We start from the raw sequence: 18,476 nt of genomic DNA on the forward strand, positions 1-18,476 counted from the left end.
CATGGGCGCACGACTGATCACCGCGGCCCTGGCCGCCCTGCTGGCCACCGGCCTCGCCACGCCCGTCGCCGCCGCGGCGACCGGCGACGGCTCCCCGACCGACTCGAACGTGAAGTACTTCGGCCGCTGGAACACGGCGGACCAGACGGCGTACGTGTCGGAGTGGGCGGGCGCGTACGTGCTGATCGGCTTCACCGGGACCACGGTGAAGCTCAAGCAGCGCAACGCGATCGACCTCTACGCGAGCGTCGACGGCGGCCCGGACGTGCTGCACGCGAACGTGAGCGGCACCGTCGACCTGACCCCGACGCCGCTGAAGGCGGGCAACCACACGGTGCGCGTGTCGTACCGGCCGATCGCGGGCTCGTACAAGGGCGACGCGGTGTTCCGGGGCGTGGCGCTGGACTCGGGGGCGCGCACCTACGCGCCGACGGCGCCCGCGCGCACGGTGGAGTTCATCGGCGACTCGATCACCGTGGGGCAGCTGTCGTCGAAGCAGGCCCTGACCGGCTACGCCTGGCTGACCGGCGAGCGGTTGGGCGCGGCGCACACCCAGATCGCGGTGGGCGGCGCCTGCCTGTACCCGGCGGCGGACGGCTGCATCGGCATGAGCGACCGCTGGCTGCGCACGGGCCTCGCGGCGACCGCGCCCCTGTGGGACTTCACGAGGTACCGGGCGGACGCGGTGGTGGTGAACCTGGGCACGAACGACGTGGGCCACGGCGTGACGGGCGCGCAGTTCCAGGCGGGGTACACGACGCTGCTGCGGCGGGTGCGGGAGAAGTACCCGAACGCGCTGGTGCTGGCCCTGCGGGTGTTCCGCAACCGGTACGTCGCGGAGACCCAGGCGGCGGTGGCGGCGGTGGGGGACGCGCGGGTGCGGTTCGTGGACACGACGGGGTGGATCGTGGAGTCGACGGACACGGTGGACAACGTGCACCCGAACGACGCCGGGCACCGGAAGGTGGCGGACCGGTTGACGCCGTTGATCTCGGGGTCTTGGTGACGGGGGCCCGCTTTCTGCGGTGATCGTCCGCCGCGGGCGCGCGACCACGTCGGGTGCCTCGCGCGCCCCGGTGGCGGACTGGGAGTCGCTGGCGCACACCACGACGGAGTCGGTGCCCGTGCCGGGGACGTTGCTGCGGGCGGCGGTCGTGGTGGGGGACGGGATGCCCGTGCGGAGCTGATCACTCCGAGGACAGCCCGATCACCGGGTTCCCGGCGACACCGGTGAAGCGCACCGGAGCCGACTCGGCGCAGTCCGCCTCGTCCCGCGTCACCAGGTTCACCGCGGGACCCGCCAGCGGCACGCCCTCGGGCACCGCGCACGTCCTCGTCACCGTCTCGCCGAACGACCGCGCCAGCAGCCAGCGGTCCTCCGGGTTCGCCGCCTCCGGGACACCCGCCGCCCACGCCCACCAGTCGCGCTGCAACCGCTCCACCCCGACGGGCTCAGCGGGCGCGGCAACCCCCTTCTCGGAGGTCGGGCGGCCCACCAGCGCCAAGAGCGCGCAGACCCCCAGAACGGCCCTTCTCCCCATGCGCGGGACGCTAGTTCGCCGCACCCCGACCACAGCGGCCCGCCCCAGGTCAGCGCCTACCCGCGGAACCCCACCTCAGCGCTGCTCGGCGACCTTCGCGTGCAACCGCTCCCGGATCTCCTCCGGCGTGTAGGCCCGCCGCTTGCGCTCGGCCCGCGCCACCACCACCCCGGTCGCCGCGACCCCCGCGACACCGGCAAGTCCAACCAGCCTCCAGAACCGCATGTGCCTAGGCTACCCGGATGGGCGAAACGCGAATCTCCCTCGCCGAGGCCGTGGACCTCACCCGGACCGGCGACGTCTGGCTGTTCCGGGGCAGCTCACCGGCCGACCGGGCGATCCAGATGACCACCAACAGCCCCGTCAACCACGTCGGCATGTCCGTCGTCCTCGACGACCTGCCGCCGCTGATGTGGCACGCCGAGCTGGGCCGCTCGCTGCCCGACGTGTGGACCGGGACCCACCAGCGCGGGGTGCAGCTGCACGACCTGCACGACGCCGTCGTGGTGTGGGCGCGCAAGTACGGGCAGCGGGCCTGGTTGCGGCAGCTCGACCACTCGCTGGACGTGGACGACGCCGCGCTCAGGACCGTGGCCCGGCTGGACGGGACGCCGTTCCCGTCGACCGCGCGCCTGGCCGGGCGGTGGCTGCGCGGGCGGTTGCCGCGGGTGCGCCGGTCCGCCGAGATGACCCTGGAAACCGCTTACTGCGCCGAGGTCGTGGCGGTGACCTACGAGGCCATGGGGCTGCTGCCGACCGGCCGCCGCGCCAACTGGTACGACCCCGGCCGGTTCTGGAGCGGGGACGAGCTGGAGCTGCTCGCGGGCGCGCGGCTCGGCGCGGAGATCGCCGTGGACATCCCCGCCGACGCGGCCCCGCGCAAGCCGTGACTCAGGTCTGCACCGGGTAGACCGCGCCGACGGTGAAGCGGTCGCCGCAGACGACCGGTTCCCTGGTCCTCACCGTCATCGTGGACTTGGAGGCGGGCGGGAAGACGACGAGGGAGACGGGTTCCTCCCAGCAGCCCTCGTCGTCCTCCCCCGGTTCGCGCACGCTGGCGATCACGTCGGCCTGCACGGCCGTGCCGGGGACCAGGGTGACCGGCTCCTTGGCGCCGCCCGCGCGACCGGCCGCGTCACCGATGATCGCGTTGTCGCCGTCGCGCAGGGACACGCCGGGGAAGCCGTTGAGCACGCACTCCTGGTTGGAGGTGTTGGTGAACACCAGCCGGTAGCTGGCCACGCGCCCGCCGCGCTCGACCTGCTCGAAGCCCATGGTGAGCTGGGCGGTGGTGCAGCGGTTGCCATCGGGGACGTCGGACTCGGAGGCGGGCGGCTGGCCCGCGTCGCCGGACTGCGAGGTGGCGGAGGCAGGCGTGCCCGCCTGACCGGTCGCCTTGTCCTTGTCCACCAGGTAGACCGCGCCGCCCGCGAGGGCGAGCACGGCGACGGCCGCGACGGCCGCGAGCGCGCCGGGACGCCGCTTGACCTGCTGCGGACCGGTGCGCACGGGGTGGTGGACCTGGTGCGGCCGGTCGGTGCGGTGCTGGTAGGCGGTCGGCGGCTGCTGGTAGCCGGTGGGCGGGTAGCCGGCGAGGGTGGGCTGCGGGCCGGACCGGGGCAGCTGCTGGGGGCCGGACGACGGGCCCTGGTGCGGGCCCTGGTGCGGGCCCTGGTGCGCTCCCTGCTGCGGTCCCTGCTGCGATCCCTGCTGCGGGAACTGCGCCGGGAGCGGCCGGGACGGGGTGTGCGCGGGCGGGACGGGCGGCGGCGGCGGCGGTCCGACCAGCACGTCGGTGCGCTCGTCCCGAGCCGCCGCGCTGCGGGCGAGCGCCCGCCGGTACGCCGGGTGCTCCACGAGCGGCGGCGCGGGCTGGCAGCGCTCGATGATCGCGTGCGGGTCGGGCCGCCGCGCCGGGTCGCGGTTGGTGCACGCGGTGATCAGCTCGGCGAGCCCCGGCTCGACGCCGTCGAGGTCGATGTCGGCCTGCACGGTCCGGTAGGTGATCCCGAACGCGTTGCCGTCGCCGAAGGGCGGCCTGCCGGTGGCGGCGCGGGCGATGGTCGCGCCGAGCGCGAACACGTCGGCGGCCGGGCCCACCGCGTCGTCGGTCAGCACCTCGGGCGCGATGTAGCCGGGGCTGCCGGTGGCCAGGCCCTGCTGGGTGAGCGCGGTCTGCTCGGTCCCGCGGGCGATCCCGAAGTCGATCAGCTGCGGGCCGGTCGCGGACAGGATCACGTTCTGCGGCTTGACGTCGCGGTGCCACACGCCGTGCGCGTGGATGTCGGCCAGCCCCTCGGCGAGCGCGGCGAGCAGCGCGCGGCACAGGTCGGGCGGCAGGCCGCCCTCGTCCTTGATGGCGCTGGCGAGCGTGGGGCCGGGCACGTACTCGGTGGCGAACCAGCAGGGCGGGGTCGTGGTCTCGGAGTCGATGAGCGCGGCGGTGTAGGCGCTGCGCACGGTCCGGAGCGTCTCGACCTCGCGGCGGAACCGCTCCAGCGCGTGCGGGTCCTCCTGGAACCCCAGGTTGATCACCTTGACGGCGGCCAGCCTGCCACCGGGCGAGCGCCCCAGGTAGACGCTGCCCATCCCGCCGGAGCCGAGCCGCCCGGTCAGGCGGTAGCGGCCGATCTCCACCGGGTCGGAAGCTTGAAGCGGCTGCACGGGGAACCTCTCTGCGGGCGCTGCGTCCCAGGCAGCGTACTGGGCAGCGGACGGGCGCGCGGGCACCCGGCCACTCCCGATCCGGGCTCCCGCGACCGGTCGTCACTCGCCGTAGAACGTTGACAGCACAGGGTTTTCGGGCGTGACGGCGATCACGGTCACGGCGCGGCCCCGGCGCTGTCGTTGCGCGGCAACGGTTCCGCGTCCCGCCCCGGCGCGCCCCGACCCGACGCGCCCCGACCCGACGAACCCCGGAACGTGTGGGGGCCCATGCGCGCCCGCCCGGCCAGATCGGCGGTGGTGAGCGGGCGGTCGAGGTGCTCCAGGGCCCGGTGCCCGGCCTCGGCCATCCCGGTCCCGGCGGCGGCGGGCACCGGGCGCTCGGCGTACCGCGCCTGGCCGCCCTCGCGCCACGGCGGCACGGCGCAGGCGCGCGCGACCCGGTTGGCCGGCGCCGCGCCGTGGTCGGCGCGCACCAGGTGCAGGCACGCGTCCAGGCCGGACGTGGGGCCCGCCGAGGTGAGGACGTCGCCGTCGCCGACGAAGAGCACGTCGGGGTCGGGCAGCACGCGCGGGCACCAGGCGCGGAAGTGGTCGGCGACGGCCCAGTGCGTGGTGGCGCGGCGGCCGTCCAGCAGGCCGCGGCGGCGAGGACGAACGCGCCGGTGCAGATCGGCACGAAGCGGGTGCCGGGGGTGGTGCGCGCGAGCGTCTCGGCGACGGCGGCGGGCTCGTCGGGGCAGGTGATCGCGAAGGAGGGCACGACGACGGTCTCCGCGCGGGCCAGCAGCTCCGGGCCGTGGTCGGCGGTGATCGAGTAGTCGGCCTCGGTGCGCACCGGGGCGCGGTCGGTGGTGCAGGTCAGGACCTCGTAGCGACCGTCGGCGGCGCCGAGCACCCGGTGCGGGATGCCCAGCTCGAACGGGTAGACGCCCGGTGCGGCGAGCACGGCGACGCGGTGCGGTTGGGGCATTGGCACGACCCCGTCGTTAAATGGCGATCCCGCCACGGTGCCACGGCGGTGGGGCGGGCCAGGCTGGACCGCGTGACGGGCAGCGGGACGATGCGGGCGATCAGCCAGGACGAGCGCGGCGGGATCGAGGTGCTGCGGGTGGTGGAGCTGCCCCGACCGGCGCCGGGGATCGGCGAGGTGCTGGTGGCGGTGCGGGCGGCCGGGGTGAACCCGACCGACTGGAAGAACCGGGCGGCGCCCGTGACGGTCGACCGGCTGCCCCTGGTGCCCTGGTGGGACGTGTCCGGGGTGGTGGAGGCGGTCGGGGTGACGCTGTTCGAGCCCGGCGACGAGGTGTTCGGGATGCTGCCCCACCCGCGCGGGGCCGGGGCGCACGCGGAGTTCGTGGTGGGGCCGGCGCGGGCGTTCGCGCGCAAGCCCGCGGGCGTCGACCACGTGCAGGCCGCAGCGCTGCCGCTGGTGGCGCTGACCGCGCACCAGGCGCTGGTGGACACGGCGGGGCTGCGGGCGGGGCAGCGGGCGCTGGTGCACGCGGCGGCCGGAGGGGGGCACGTGGCGGTGCAGCTCGCGAAGTCGTGGGGAGCGCACGTGATCGGCACGGCGAGCGCGGGCAAGCACGACTTCGTCCGGTCGCTGGGGGCGGACGAGGCGGAGTCGGCGGGGATCGCGGCGCGGGGGTTGCGGTACGCGGGGATGGTGGTGGAGGCGCTCCGGACCGAGGGGGCGCTGCGCCAACCAGGTGAACCCGCCCGCCCCGCTGTTATCCCCCGCCGCGACCCCGGTCTGTGTCCACGACCGGCGCCCCGCACCGACGCGGTGGCGCCCCAGACCTCCGGAGGTCCAGCGTGGCACCAACAAGGTCGACCTCGGCGTGGGCGCCCGCCCGCGCGGCACTGGCGTTCGGGCTCGCCGGGGTGCTCGCCCTCGCCGGGCTGGTCGCCACCAGCCCGCCCGCGGGCGCCGCCGCGGTGCCCGCGTTCCCCGGCGCGTCCGGGCCCGCGATGTACGCGAGCGGCGGGCGGGGCGGGGACGTCTACCACGTCACCAACCTCACCGACAACGCCGCAGGCCCGCAGCCCGGTTCGCTGCGGCACGGCATCAGCACCGCGCCCAGCGCGGGCCGCACCATCGTGTTCGACGTCGCGGGCACCATCAAGCTCTCCCCCGCCGGACGCCAGGGCTGGCTCGGGATCGGCGCGAGCAACCTGACCATCGCGGGGCAGACCGCGCCCAAGCCCGGTGTCACGATCATGGGCCAGGCCACCAAGGTCACCGGGAAGAACGTCGTCCTGCGGCACCTGAAGTTCCGCCCCGGCAAGGACCAGGCCAACCCCGGCAGCGCCACCAACGACGGCCTGTGGATCACCGGGGACAACGTGGTCGTCGACCACGTCTCGGTCAGCTGGGCCGACGACGAGGGCATCAGCGCCAGCGACGGCGCGGGCCAGGTGACCGTGCAGCACTCGATCGTCGCGGAGGGCCTGAACTACGCGGGCCACTCGTACGGCTCGCTGATCGGCAGCGACGTGGCGGGCTCGGCGATCGGCTACCACCACAACCTCTACGCCCACAACACCAGCCGCCTCCCCAGGCTGGGCAACGAGACGAACGCGACGAACCACGTCGAGTGGAGCAACAACGTCATCTTCGAGGGCAAGGGCTACAGCGGCGCGAACCAGCCGGTGAACGCCAACTTCGTCGGCAACACCTACCTGCGGCACAACTCCGGCGATCCCGAGGTCTACACGGGCGCGGCGGGCACCACGATCCACCAGTCCGGCAACAAGGTCGACTACGACGGCGACTCGAACACCACCAACGGCAAGGACGCCCCCACGAGCGCGTTCTCCGCGTCCACGCTGCGCTCCAGCCGCTTCCCCGTCCCGAACATGACCACCGAGCCCGCGTACACCGCGCTGCCGAAGGTGCTCTCGAACTCGGGCGCGTTCTGGTGGGCGCGCGACGCCGTCGACACCCGGATCGTCGCCGAGACCCGCACGACCAGCGGCGGGATCGTCAACGAGTACGACCAGTCCGAGTGGAACGCCCTGTGGAACGCCGCGCAGGTGGGCACCCCGAGCGGCTGGGACACCGACCGCGACGGGATGCCGAACGCCTGGGAGAGCGCGAACGGCCTGAACCCGAACGCCGCGGACCACAACGGCGACGCGGACGGCGACGGCTACCGCAACATCGAGGAGTACCTGGACCACGCGGCGAACGGCGGGGCGGGCACCCCGCCGACCACCACGACGACCAGCCGCACCACCACGACCACCCCGCCGACCACGACCACCCCGCCCACGACGACCACCACCCCGCCGCCGGGTGGAAGCGGTTGCACGGCGGCCTACCGCACCACGAACTCCTGGTCGGGCGGCTTCCAGGGCGAGGTGACCGTGACGGCGGGCGGCGCGGGCACCGCGGGGTGGTCGGTGGCCTGGGCGCTGGGCTCGGGCCAGGCGATCACCCAGGTGTGGAACGGGGTGCTGACCACCAGCGGGTCGAGCGCGAGCGTGGCGAACGAGTCGTACAACGGAGCGCTGGCGGCGGGCGCGTCCACCGCGTTCGGCTTCACCGCCACCGGGTCGGCGACGTCGCCGATCCCGAGCTGCGCGCGCGGGTAGCACCGAGGTCGTGCCGCGCCCTCCGCACAGAGGGGCGCGGCCCGGCTCACAACCCCAGCGCCCCCACCAGCAGCGCCGCCACCACGTCGCGGTTCTCCGGCGCGTCCCGCCACCGCAGCCGCCGCCCGGCCTCCACCACCACGCCGAACCCGGCGTGCACCAGCACCCTCGCCTGCCGCGAGTCCAGCTCCGGCCGCACCGCCCGCAGCTGCTGCTCCCACAGCGCGATGTGCTCCCGCTGCGCCACCACCAGCGGTCGCCGCAGCTCCACCGGCAGGCCGACGATCTCGGCGCTCGCGACGCTGGTCAGCGCGGTCCGCTCGAAGTTGTACCCCACGTACGTCGCCGCCAGCGCCGCCACCGCCTCGCGCGGTTCCGCGACGCCGCGCAGGTTCTGCGCCACGGCCTGCGCGAACAGCTCCGCGTCCTGCAAGCACGCCGCGGCGAGGATGTCCGCCTTGCCGGGGAAGTAGCGGTAGATCGCCGACGGCACCACGCCGACCGCCTCGGCGATGCGGCCGTTGGTGACGTTCGCGAACCCGTCGCGCTCGAACAGCGGCACGGCGGCGGCGAGGATCTCCGCGCGCCGGGTCCTCGGCTCGGGCTGCGTCGGCAGCTGCACCCGGCGCCCGCCGCCCACCGTCGGATCGGTCGCCACGACGCGGGAAGCCGCCGCCTGCAACAACTCCTCGGCCCGGCGGGGCGCGATCGACGTGCGGTGCATGGTGATCGACCCGATCGCGCCGAGCGCCGCGGCGGCCCGCAGCTGCTCCTGCGGCAGCGGGTGCTCGCGCCGCACCGCGCCGGTGACCCGCTCGACCACGTGCCCGAACTTCGTCCTGAGCGCCTGCCGGTCCTCCCGGCCCAGGTACCGCGCCTCCCACCGGTACAGCCCGCCGGACGCCCGGTGCGCCACGGTCACCCGCGTCCCGGCCGCCAGCAGGTCGGACAGCGGCGCGCCCGGCCGGACCTCGTCCAGGGCCGCGACCAGCCGGTCCACCATCACGTACGCGCACTCGGCGAACAGGGCGTACTTGTTCGGGAAGTGCCGGTACAGCGCGGCGGCGGTGATGCCGACGCTGGCGGCGATCTCCTCCATCGACGCCGCGTGGTACCCGCGCCCGGTGAACGCCCGGCCCGCGGCCTCGACGATCAGCTGCTTGCGGTTGCGCGGTCGGACGGCCGCGGTCGACTCGGCGGTCACCGCGGCACCCGTGCGCGCACGCGCGGGAACAGGGCCATGTGCGCCAGTCAACCACGAAGCGGAGCAAGTCAAGGGCAACGCCCCCGCGCGGATCGGCCGCCGCACCCGACCGCACCATTCAAGACGTGAATTCCGGTTAACTTAGCCCTTCTCAACCAGCCACGCGGGTCGGCATAATGACGCGGCAACCGCTCGCCGCCCCGGTCAACGAGGAGTGGTCAATGCCGACCCCCGCGGTTCCCCCCTGGTCCTTCCGCCACCACTGGATGGCGCACACCGCCACCCACGCGGCCACCCGCCCGGACAAGCCCGCGCTGCGCCACCTGGGGCAGACCACGACCTGGTCGCAGCTGTCGGACCGCTCGCTGCGCCTGGCCGCCGCGCTCGCCGGGCGCGGTGTCGCGGCGGGCGACCGGGTGGCCACGCTGACCCTGAACCACCCGTGGTTCGTGGAGACCGTGTTCGGCGCGAACAGCCTGGGCGCCATGGCCGTCCCGCTGAGCTTCCGGCTGGCCCCGCCCGAGCTGGACTACATCCTGGCCGACTGCACCCCGTCCGCCGTCGTGGTGGACGAGCGCCTGTTACCCCTGCTGCGCGCCATCCCGGCCACCTCGCGGGTCGGCACGGTCGTCGTCCTCGGCGCGCTGCCCGAGGACGCGCCGGAGAACTTCGTGGCGTACGAGGACTTCCTCACCTCGCACGAGCCGCTCGACCCGCCGGACGTGCCCGAGGACGCGACCGCGCTGATCATGTACACCTCCGGCACCACCGGCCGCCCCAAGGGCGTGCTGCTGTCGCACCTGAACATGCAGGTGCAGGCGATCACCTGCGTGCGGGCGATGGAGATCTTCGACGACTCCGACGTCGGCTTCCTGACCGCGCCGTTCTTCCACATCGCCGGGCTCGGCTCGATCGTGGCGAACATCCTGGTCGGCGGCACGGTGGTGATCCACCCGCTGGGCGCGTTCGACCCGGAGGCGGTGCTCGACGCGTACGAGCGCGAGGGCGCGACGGTGGTGTTCAACGTGCCGCAGCAGTGGGACCTGCTGTGCGCGCAGCCCGGCGTGGAGAAGCGCGACCTGAAGCTGCGGATCATCAGCTGGGGCGCGGCGCCCGCGAGCGACGCGACGCTGCGCGCCATGGCGGAGAAGTTCCCGGACGCGCTGAACGTGGCGGTGTTCGGCCAGACCGAGACCTCGCCGATCACGTGCGTGCTGCGCGGGGAGGACTCGCTGCGCAAGCTCGGCTCCGTCGGCAAGCCGATCCCGACCATCCAGTACCGGGTGGTCGACGAGCTCATGGCGGACGTGGCGCCGGGCGAGGTGGGCGAGATCGTCTACCGGGGGCCGACCGTGACGCGCGGGTACTGGCGCAAGCCGCAGGAGACCGAGGAGGCGTTCGCGGGCGGCTGGTTCCACTCCGGCGACCTGGTCAGGCAGGACGACGAGGGCTTCGTCTGGGTGGTGGACCGCAAGAAGGACATGATCATCAGCGGCGGCGAGAACATCTACTGCGCCGAGGTGGAGAACGCGGTCTCGGAGCACCCGTCGGTGCTGGAGGTCGCCGTGGTCGGGCGGCCGGACGAGCGGTGGGGCCAGGTGCCGGTGGCGTTCGCGTCCGTCGCGCCGGGCGCGGGGGCGCTGTCGCTGCCGGAGCTGACCGGGTTCCTGGACGGGCGGCTGGCCTCGTTCAAGATGCCCAAGGACCTGGTGGTGCTCCCGGCGCTGCCGCGCAACGCGGGCGGCAAGGTGGTCAAGGGCGAGCTGCGCGCGCTGGACGCGCGGCGGTCGACCGAGGGCTGAGCGCGGACGGGGAAGGCGGACCGGGATTTCCCGGCCCGCCTTCCCCGACGTCCGCCTTCTCCGACGTCCGCCTTCCCCGATGTCCGCCTAACCCGATGTCCGAAGAGGACGGTCAGCGCACCCGGAACCGCTTCAGCAGCGCCAGCTGCCGGTTGGTGCTGCGGATGAAGTCGGCCACGGGCGCCTTCGGCGACGGCCCGAGCGGCATGAGCCGCTGCTCGGCGATGGTCTGGCTCTCGGTGTACTTGCGGATGCCCTCGGCGCCGTGCCGCCTGCCGAGTCCGCTCTCCCCCATGCCGCCCATGCCCGCCTCGATGCTGCCCGCCGCCGCCATCGCGCCGTCGTTGACGTTCACCGACCCGGACCGGATGCGCAGCGCCATCCGCTCGGCCGTGCGGCTGTCGCGCGACCAGATCGACGCGGACAGCCCGTAGGTCCCCTGGTTGGCGAGCGCGACGGCCTCGTCGTCGGTGCGGAACGGGTAGAGCGAGAGCACCGGCCCGAACGTCTCCTCGCCGTGCACGGCCATGTCGCGGGTGACGCCCTCCAGCACGGTCGGCTCGTAGCACAGCGGCCCGACGTCCGGCCGCGCCTTCCCGCCCGCCAGCACGGTCGCGCCCTTGGCCACCGCGTCGCCCACGTGCGCCTCGACGGACGCGAGCTGGGCGGGTGAGACGAGCGAGCCGAGGTCCGAGGCGTAGTCGTAGCCCTGGCCGAGGCGGAGCGCGCTCGTCGCGCGCACGAGGGCGTCGCGGTAGGCGCCGTAGACCTTCTCGTGCACGTAGACGCGCTCGACGTGGATGCACATCTGCCCGCTGTTGGCGAAGGCGGCCGGAATGGTGCCCGCCACGGCGGCCTCCACGTCGGCGTCCTCGCGCACCACGAGCGGGTTCTTGCCGCCCAGCTCCAGCGACGCGCCGATGAGCCTGCGCGCGGCCCGCTCGGCGACCGCGCGGCCGGTCGCGGTGGAGCCGGTGAAGCAGATGAAGTCGACGTTGTCGACCAGCGCGGACCCCACCACCGAGCCGGAGCCGGTGACGATCTGCCACAGGTCCTCGGGAAGGCCCGCCTCGGCCATCAGCAGGCGCGTCCACAGCAGGGTGAGCGCGGTCTGCGAGTCGGCCTTGGAGACCACCGCGTTGCCCGCCATCAGCGCCGGGAGCACGTCGCCGACGCCCAGGTACAGCGGGTAGTTCCACGGCGAGATGACCCCGACGACGCCCTTGGGCACGCGCACCTCCCTGACCTTGGTCAGCACGGGCACCATGCCGCGCACCCGCTTGGGCGCGAGGTAGTGCCTGGCGCGGCGCGCGTAGTGGCGGGCGATCGTGGCGACCTGGGCGACCTCCTGCCAGGCGTGGTAGCGGGCCTTGCCGGTCTCCCACTGGATCAGGTCGAGCACCTGGTCCTGGCGCGCCAGCAGCAGGTCGTGGAAGGCCAGGACGACCTCGGCGCGCAGCGCGAACGAGGACTTGCCCCACGCGCGCTGGGCGTCGCGGGCGGTGACGACGGCGGACGCGACGTCCTCGGGCGCGCAGGCCGGGACGGTGGCCACCGGCGCCAGGTCGTAGGGCGCGGTGGCGACGACCGGGTCGGGCGCGCCGCCGCCCCGCCGGGTCACGTCCCTGCGCACCCGCTCGCACCACCGGGCGACCACCTCGTCGGTGACCCAGGCGGGGCGCTCGCCCGTCGCCGCGTGCTCCGAGACCCGGCTCTGCTCCGTGCTCATGCGGACTCCTCCTGGGGTGGCGGACCGGTTCAGGCCCCCTTGCCGACCAGTGACGCGCGTCGCTATGTTAACGAAGAATCTCTCCACGGATCAAGGGAGACCGCCGCCGCTCCGCTCCCCCGCTACGCCGCTTGAGCGGCAACTTTGCCTATCGAGGAAGCTAGGTAAGTAAATGAGCGATCTCAGCAGAAGGCACATGCTGTCCCTCGGAGCCGCGCTCGGTCTGGTCGGTGTCGCGGGCGCGGTCCCGGCCTGGGCGTCGGCCGCGACGGGCACTGCGGGCACTGCGGCGGGCGCCGACCCGTGGTGGGTGTGGGACGACGAGATCGACGGCATCATGGCCTCCGTCCTGCGCAACGGCCAGGTGCCCGCCGTCAACGCGGCCATCAAGACGTGGGTGGACAACAACGACCCGCTGCCCGCCGGTCTGCCGCCCGCGCTCGCCACCTGGCTGGGCAAGGTCAACGGCCTGCCCTCGTGGGCCGACCGCTCCAAGCTGCGGCTGGCCGCGGACTTCAACCGCCGCAAGGACACCTACCTGTTCATGCTCTACGGCCTGGGCAGCGGGATCATGAGCACGGTCATCCCGCGCGAGGCCAAGTCGGTGTACTGGTCGGCGGGCGGCGCGGACATGAAGGACCGCGCGGCCAAGACGTTCACCTTCGGCTACGACCTGAGCGAGCTGACCGCGTACGAGCCGTCCGGGCAGTTCCTGGTCACCTCCAACAAGACCCGCATGGTGCACGCGGCGGTCCGGCACCTGCTGCCGCAGTCGGCGCGCTGGCGCGCGGTCGCCGACGAGCAGAACGGCATCCCGATCAGCAACGGGGACATCCTCGTCACGTTCCACAGCCTCGGCACCTACGTGCACCGCAAGCTGGTGGACTGGCGGGTGCCGATGACGGCGGCCGAGGAGGAGGCGTTCCTGCACATGTGGCAGGTGGCGATCCACATGCTCGGCGTGCGCGACGAGTTCATCCCCAAGTCGTGGGCCGAGGCGGAGGCGCAGTCGGGGCAGGTGCTGACCCCGATCATGGCCCCGTCCACCGAGGGCAAGGAGCTGGCGAAGGACCTGCTGGGGCTGACGGCGCAGATCGACCTCGGGGTGACGCGCGGGTTCCTCAACGAGTTCGTGCGGTACGCGCTCAGCCACGAGGTCGGCGACTGGCTGAACCTGCCGAGGGACTACGCGGCGGCGGCGCTGATCCGCACCGGGTGGCCCGCGTACATCGCGTTCCGCGAGGGCCTGCTGCCGGTGATGCCGGTGGGCTTCTACATGTTCGACCAGTTCATCCGGACGATCGCGATGCTGTTCCTGAACAAGGGCGCGTCCGGCAAGACCACCCTGATCACCATCCCCACCGGCAACCGGCCGGGGGCCTGAGCCGCTTCCCTCCCCGGCCGCCCGTCCGCCACGCCGTGGTGGGCGGGCGGTCGCGTGGAGGGGTACAGCCTGCTGTACCCCGGATCGGTCAGCCAGCGGGATGGAACGCCGCTCCCCGCGTCGAGATGCTTGTGGCACAAGCTGATCCGACCGTGAGGAGACGACGATGCGGGTGCGGAGGGTGGTCGCGGCCGTGCTGGCGGCGGTGTGCGCCGGGGTGCTGGTGGGCGTGCCGCAGGCGAGCGCCGACGCGGAGCGCGGGAACGCCGCGGAACGGGGGAACGCCGTGCAGCGCGGGCTGGACGTGCTCGTGCGGGAGGACGGGTTCCCCGCCGCGCTCGCCGCCGTCCGCGAGCCGAACGGGCGGACCAGGCACCACACCGCGTCCTCGGTGGGGCGGGTGCCGCAGAACGGGCAGGTGCGGTTCGGCAGCAACACCAAGACGTTCACCGCCGTGGTGGTGCTGCAGCTGGTCGGCGAGGGCAGGCTCGGGCTGGACGACCAGGTCGACCGCCACCTGCCGGGCATCGGGCTGGACGGGCGCGGGATCACCGTGCGGGACCTGCTCCAGCAGACCAGCGGGCTCGGCGACTACGACCAGGCGCTGCTCGGCGACCTGTTCGGCACGCTGCACCGGTACTTCGAGCCGCGCGAGCTGGTGGACGCCGGGCTCGCCGAGCCGTCCGAGACCGAGCGCGGGCAGTGGGGGTACGCGAACACCAACTACGTGCTGGCCGGGCTGCTGGCGCAGAAGGTGACCGGGCGGCCGATCGGCGAGGAGATCACCAAGCGGGTGATCGAGAAGCTGGGGCTGCGGGACACCTACTGGCCCGCCGTCGGCGAGCAGCGCGTCCGGGGGACGCACCCGCGCGGGTACCTGGCGCTCAAGCGCGGCGACGCGTGGCAGGACGTGAGCGAGATGGACACCTCCGCCGCGTGGTCCGCGGGGGCGCTGGTGGGCACGCCGACCGACCTGAACCGGTTCATGACCGGGCTGCTCGGCGGTGAGCTGCTGGCGCCCGAGCAGCTGGCGCAGATGCGGACGACCGTGGACGCGCCGGGGTTCGACCTCACCGGGCAGGCGCGCTACGGGCTCGGGCTCGCGACGCTGGCGCTGAGCTGCGGCGGCGAGGCGTGGACGCACGGCGGGCTGACGCCCGGTTACGCGGTCTACAACGCGGTGACCACGCGCGGGAAGGCCGCGACCGTCGCGGTCACCGGGCTGCCCAGGGACCTGGAGGACGTGCGGCACATGGAATCGGCGCTGGACGCGGCGCTGTGCGCGTGATCGACCGCGCCGCCGCGCCCCGGCCCCCCTCGGGGCCGGGGCGCGGCCTGCTGCGCGCCCCCGTCGACGGGCTCCGGTCGCTGCTGGGCGCGCTGGGCACGGCCGTGCCCGCCTTCGTGGTCCTGGCGCTCGTGCCGGTGGTGGCGGCGCTGTGCCTGGTGGGGCTGGGCATCCCGCTGGTGCCGCGCGTCTCGCGGGCCGTGCGGGCGGTCGCGGACCGGGAGCGGGGGCGGCTCTCACGCGTGGGGGCCGTGGTCGCGGAGGCCGAGCCGCTGCCGGACTGGGTGGTGCCGTCCGTGCGGGCGACGGCGCGCGAGCTGGGGTGGTTGGCGTGGCACGGGACCTGCGGGTTGGCGCTGGCGGCCTGCGGGGTGATGCTGCCGCTCAACGCGGTGCACGACCTGGCGTTCCCGCTGTACTGGGACGTGCTGCCGCCCGGTGAGATCACCGCGGCGATCGGCTTCCCGACGGCGCGCGACGGTCGGGAGGCGCTGCTGGTGTCCGGGATCGGGCTCGGGTGGGCGGTGCTGGCGCTGATCGCGCCGCCGGTGCTGGCCGGGGCGCACGTGGCGGTGGGGCGGGCGCTGCTCGGTCCGGCGCCGGGCACGGACCTGACGCTGCGGGTGATCCGGTTGACCGCCACGCGCGCGGCGGCGCTGGACGCGCACGCCGTGGAGCTGCGGCGGATCGAGCGGTCGCTGCACGACGGGGCGCAGAACCACCTGGTGGCGGTGAACCTGCTGGTGGGCGCGGCGAGGCGGGTGGTGCACCGCGATCCGGCGGCGGCCGACGCGGTGCTCGACCGGGCGCAGGAGGCTGCTGAGCAAGCGCTTTCCGAGCTGCGGGCGGTGGTGCGGGCGATCCTGCCGCCGGTGCTGGACGACCGGACGCTGGGCGACGCGGTCGCGGCGCTGGCGGCGAACTGCCCGGTGCCCTGCGCGGTCGTGTCGGACGTTCCGGTGCGCAGCGCGGCGTCCGTCGAGGCGACGGCGTACTTCGTGGTGGCGGAGGCGTTGACGAACATCGCCAGGCACAGCGGCGCGCGGCGGGCGGAGGTGCGGATCGAGCAGCGGGAGGGGCGGTTGCGGGTGACGATCAGCGACGACGGGCGCGGCGGCGCGGACGCGCGGGGCGGCTCGGGGTTGGACGGCATCCGGCGGCGGGTGGAGGCGCACGACGGGGTGCTGCTGGTCAGCAGCCCGGTGGGCGGGCCGACGGCGGTGGGGGTGAGCCTGCCGTGCGGATCGTGATCGCCGAGGACGACTCCCTGCTGCGCGAGGGCCTGGCGCTGCTGCTGCGCGCCGAGGGCCTGGACGTGGTGGCCACCGCCGACCGCCCCGAGCCGTTCCTGGCGGCGGTGGACGAGCACCTGCCGGACGTGGCGATCGTGGACGTCCGGATGCCGCCCACGCACACCGACGAGGGCGTGCGGGCGGCCGTGGAGGCCAGGAGGCGCAGGCCGGGGCTGGCGGTGCTGGTGCTGTCGGCGTACGTGGAGCGCGCGTTCGCGGACGACCTGCTCGCGCAGGGCGGGGCGCGGCTCGGGTACCTGCTCAAGGAGCGGGTGGGGCGGGTGGAGGAGTTCATGGTGGCGCTGCGCCGGGTCGCGGACGGCGGGACGGCCATCGACCCGGAGGTGGTGGCCCAGCTGCTGACCCGCTCCCGCGCGGACCGGAGGCTGGAACGGCTGAGCCCGCGCGAGGGGGACGTGCTCGCGCTGATGGCGGAGGGCCTGGGCAACGGCGCGCTCGCGGAGCGGCTGGTGATCACGGAGGGGGCCGTGCACAAGCACATCCGGAGCATCTTCGCGAAGCTGGACCTGCCGCCGAGCGAGCGCGCGGACCGGCGGGTGACGGCGGTGCTGCGGTACTTGGAGAACGGGCGCTGAGGCGGGTGCGGGCGTTGCTCGGGCGGGTCGAGGAGATCGACCCGGCGGTGCGGGCGGACGACGAGGAAGGCGCGTGGTACGACGCGGTCGTCGATCTGCGCCCCCTGTGACGCGCCGAGCCCGCCCCGCCTGTGCCACGGCGGGGCGGACTCGCGTTCCTCGGGTCACCTCGCGCAGAGCGCGGTGTCCAGCACCTCGTTGACCGCCTCGACCTGCTCGTTGCTGTCGGGCAGCGCGGTCACCACCACGGTCGCCGCGCGCCCGTCATCGGTGACCGCGTCACGGGTCTCGTAGCCGTCGATGTCGCCGCCGTGGCCCCAGGCGTGGCCGCCGCAGCTCAAATCGATCTTCATCAGGCCCAGCCCGTAGTGCCAGGTCGACGGGAACCTGTCGGCCTCGACGGTGCGCTGCATCCTCGCCAGCTGCTCCGGTGCGACCAGCCGTCCGCCGACGAGCGCGGCCAGGAACTTGTTGAGGTCGCTGGGGGACGCCACGAGGTTGCCCGCCGACCAGGCCCACGACGGGTCGAGGTCGCTGATGTCGGTGCGCGTGCCGTCCTTCACCACGTACCCGCGCGGGTGCGCCTCGCGGATGCGCTCCTCGCCCACGCCCGGCCAGTAGGTCTCGCGCAGGCCCAGCGGTTCGATGACGCGGCGGGTGATCTCCTCCCCCAGCGGGCGCCCGGTCACCCGCTGCACGAGCAGGCCGGCGAGGACGTAGTTCGTGTTGCTGTAGTAGGTCTTCTCGTTCTGCGGCACGGTTCGCGGACGCGCGAGCGCGACGTCGAGCAGCTCGTGCGGCTCGTAGTGGGTGTGCCGGATCGCCAGGACGTCGTCCGCGACGACGTCGGTGTACTCCGGGATGCCGCTGGTGTGCTGGAGGAGCTGGTGGACGGCGATCTCGCGGCCGTCGAAGCCCTCGCCCCTGACCAGTCCGGGCAGGTAGGTCTCCACCGGGGCGTCCAGGTCCACCTTCCCCTCGGCGACCAGCTGCATGACGACGGCGCTGACGAACATCTTGCCGGCGCTGCCGATCCGCACCTGGCCGTCGACCGGGACGCGCTCCCCGGCACGGGGGGCGAGGAAGCGGGTGCGGCCGTCGCGCTCGCGGACCGAGGCCATCGCGGACGGGAAGCCGTGCGCGGTGACCAGCCGCTCCAGGCCCTGGCGGACGGCGCGGTCGCTCTCGCGCGCCTCCTGGTCGGCGAGCGCGACGGGGGCGGCGCCGGCGGCGAGCGCGGTCGTCGCGACCAGCGCGCCGAGCAGGAGTCGGTTGCGGGACAAGGGATTTCCCCTCTCGATCGGCTTGTTCGACACCTCACAGCGTGCCGCGCGCGGCCGGTCGGTTCGATCCCGCAGGCGGGCCGGATCGCGGTA

The 18,476-nt window shown here is 74.2% G+C and carries 17 protein-coding genes and 1 pseudogene; 11 read left to right on the forward strand and 7 right to left on the reverse strand.

What is annotated here, in order from left to right; translation table 11 throughout:
• Nucleotide 1: 1 nt before the first annotated feature.
• Entirely contained in the window at nucleotides 2-1,006 is a 1,005-nt protein-coding gene (locus tag AMIR_RS23260; protein ID WP_015803393.1) for an SGNH/GDSL hydrolase family protein, read from the forward strand.
• 19 nt (nucleotides 1,007-1,025) lie between these two features.
• Nucleotides 1,026-1,187, forward strand: a complete 162-nt coding sequence (locus tag AMIR_RS40535; protein ID WP_015803394.1) for a hypothetical protein — start codon at nucleotides 1,026-1,028, stop codon at nucleotides 1,185-1,187.
• Here the strand turns inward: AMIR_RS40535 and AMIR_RS23265 are convergent, their stop codons facing one another.
• Together AMIR_RS23265 and AMIR_RS40540 are read right to left on the reverse strand one after the other, a co-directional pair.
• Nucleotides 1,188-1,541, reverse strand: a complete 354-nt coding sequence (locus AMIR_RS23265; protein WP_015803395.1) for a hypothetical protein — start codon at nucleotides 1,539-1,541, stop codon at nucleotides 1,188-1,190.
• Nucleotides 1,542-1,616: 75 nt separating this feature from the next.
• The gene (locus AMIR_RS40540) at nucleotides 1,617-1,766 is read right to left on the reverse strand and encodes a hypothetical protein (RefSeq protein ID WP_015803396.1); all 150 of its coding nucleotides are present in this window, start codon (nucleotides 1,764-1,766) and stop codon (nucleotides 1,617-1,619) included.
• Between the two features lie 17 nt (nucleotides 1,767-1,783).
• Between AMIR_RS40540 and AMIR_RS23270 the strand changes: the two genes are divergently transcribed.
• Nucleotides 1,784-2,431 carry a hypothetical protein gene (locus tag AMIR_RS23270; protein WP_015803397.1) on the forward strand — a complete coding sequence of 216 codons (648 nt, stop codon included), beginning with the start codon at nucleotides 1,784-1,786 and terminating at the stop codon, nucleotides 2,429-2,431.
• A 1-nt stretch (nucleotide 2,432) separates the two neighbouring features.
• Here the strand turns inward: AMIR_RS23270 and AMIR_RS38370 are convergent, their stop codons facing one another.
• Together AMIR_RS38370 and AMIR_RS36105 are read right to left on the reverse strand one after the other, a co-directional pair.
• Complete coding sequence (locus AMIR_RS38370; protein WP_015803398.1) at nucleotides 2,433-4,205, reverse strand: protein kinase domain-containing protein; 1,773 nt, start codon at nucleotides 4,203-4,205, stop codon at nucleotides 2,433-2,435.
• 158 nt (nucleotides 4,206-4,363) lie between these two features.
• Entirely contained in the window at nucleotides 4,364-4,774 is a 411-nt protein-coding gene (locus tag AMIR_RS36105; protein WP_049796945.1) for a hypothetical protein, read from the reverse strand.
• 21 nt (nucleotides 4,775-4,795) lie between these two features.
• On the opposite strand from AMIR_RS36105, the gene AMIR_RS36110 reads away from it, so the two are divergent.
• From AMIR_RS36110 to AMIR_RS23285, 3 genes and pseudogenes are all read left to right on the forward strand, one after another.
• Nucleotides 4,796-5,026, forward strand: coding sequence for a hypothetical protein (locus AMIR_RS36110; RefSeq protein ID WP_049796946.1), 231 nt, complete (start codon nucleotides 4,796-4,798; stop codon nucleotides 5,024-5,026).
• A gap of 242 nt (nucleotides 5,027-5,268) precedes the next feature.
• Nucleotides 5,269-5,586 (forward strand): annotated as a pseudogene (locus AMIR_RS43290) (alcohol dehydrogenase catalytic domain-containing protein); the annotation flags it as partial.
• Nucleotides 5,587-6,023: 437 nt separating this feature from the next.
• Entirely contained in the window at nucleotides 6,024-7,805 is a 1,782-nt protein-coding gene (locus AMIR_RS23285) for a cellulose binding domain-containing protein (protein WP_015803399.1), read from the forward strand.
• 46 nt (nucleotides 7,806-7,851) lie between these two features.
• On the opposite strand, the gene AMIR_RS23290 is transcribed toward AMIR_RS23285, so the two are convergent.
• Nucleotides 7,852-9,009, reverse strand: a complete 1,158-nt coding sequence (locus AMIR_RS23290; protein ID WP_015803400.1) for a TetR/AcrR family transcriptional regulator — start codon at nucleotides 9,007-9,009, stop codon at nucleotides 7,852-7,854.
• A gap of 221 nt (nucleotides 9,010-9,230) precedes the next feature.
• On the opposite strand from AMIR_RS23290, the gene AMIR_RS23295 reads away from it, so the two are divergent.
• Nucleotides 9,231-10,811: an AMP-binding protein gene (locus tag AMIR_RS23295; protein WP_015803401.1), complete on the forward strand. Its 1,581-nt coding sequence runs from the start codon at nucleotides 9,231-9,233 to the stop codon at nucleotides 10,809-10,811.
• Nucleotides 10,812-10,923: 112 nt separating this feature from the next.
• Here the strand turns inward: AMIR_RS23295 and AMIR_RS23300 are convergent, their stop codons facing one another.
• Nucleotides 10,924-12,540: a succinic semialdehyde dehydrogenase gene (locus tag AMIR_RS23300; RefSeq protein ID WP_015803402.1), complete on the reverse strand. Its 1,617-nt coding sequence runs from the start codon at nucleotides 12,538-12,540 to the stop codon at nucleotides 10,924-10,926.
• A gap of 172 nt (nucleotides 12,541-12,712) precedes the next feature.
• Here AMIR_RS23300 and AMIR_RS23305 point away from each other — a divergent pair, with 172 nt between their 5' ends.
• The 4 genes from AMIR_RS23305 (at nucleotide 12,713) to AMIR_RS23320 (ending at nucleotide 17,100) form a co-directional block, all read left to right on the forward strand.
• On the forward strand, nucleotides 12,713-13,924 hold the full coding sequence (locus AMIR_RS23305) for an oxygenase MpaB family protein (protein WP_015803403.1): 1,212 nt from the start codon (nucleotides 12,713-12,715) through the stop codon (nucleotides 13,922-13,924).
• Between the two features lie 166 nt (nucleotides 13,925-14,090).
• A complete protein-coding gene (locus tag AMIR_RS23310; protein ID WP_015803404.1) occupies nucleotides 14,091-15,212 on the forward strand; it encodes a serine hydrolase domain-containing protein in 1,122 nt (373 codons plus the stop codon).
• Nucleotides 15,203-16,462, forward strand: coding sequence for a sensor histidine kinase (locus AMIR_RS23315; protein WP_015803405.1), 1,260 nt, complete (start codon nucleotides 15,203-15,205; stop codon nucleotides 16,460-16,462). Before AMIR_RS23310 ends, AMIR_RS23315 begins: the two co-directional genes overlap by 10 nt.
• Nucleotides 16,450-17,100: a response regulator transcription factor gene (locus AMIR_RS23320; protein ID WP_015803406.1), complete on the forward strand. Its 651-nt coding sequence runs from the start codon at nucleotides 16,450-16,452 to the stop codon at nucleotides 17,098-17,100. The genes AMIR_RS23315 and AMIR_RS23320 overlap by 13 nt, the downstream gene beginning before the upstream one ends.
• A gap of 164 nt (nucleotides 17,101-17,264) precedes the next feature.
• Here the strand turns inward: AMIR_RS23320 and AMIR_RS23325 are convergent, their stop codons facing one another.
• A complete protein-coding gene (locus AMIR_RS23325) occupies nucleotides 17,265-18,383 on the reverse strand; it encodes a serine hydrolase domain-containing protein (RefSeq protein ID WP_041836970.1) in 1,119 nt (372 codons plus the stop codon).
• Between the last annotated feature and the right edge of the window lie 93 nt (nucleotides 18,384-18,476).

This window comes from Actinosynnema mirum DSM 43827, assembly GCF_000023245.1.
GTDB lineage: Bacteria > Actinomycetota > Actinomycetes > Mycobacteriales > Pseudonocardiaceae > Actinosynnema > Actinosynnema mirum.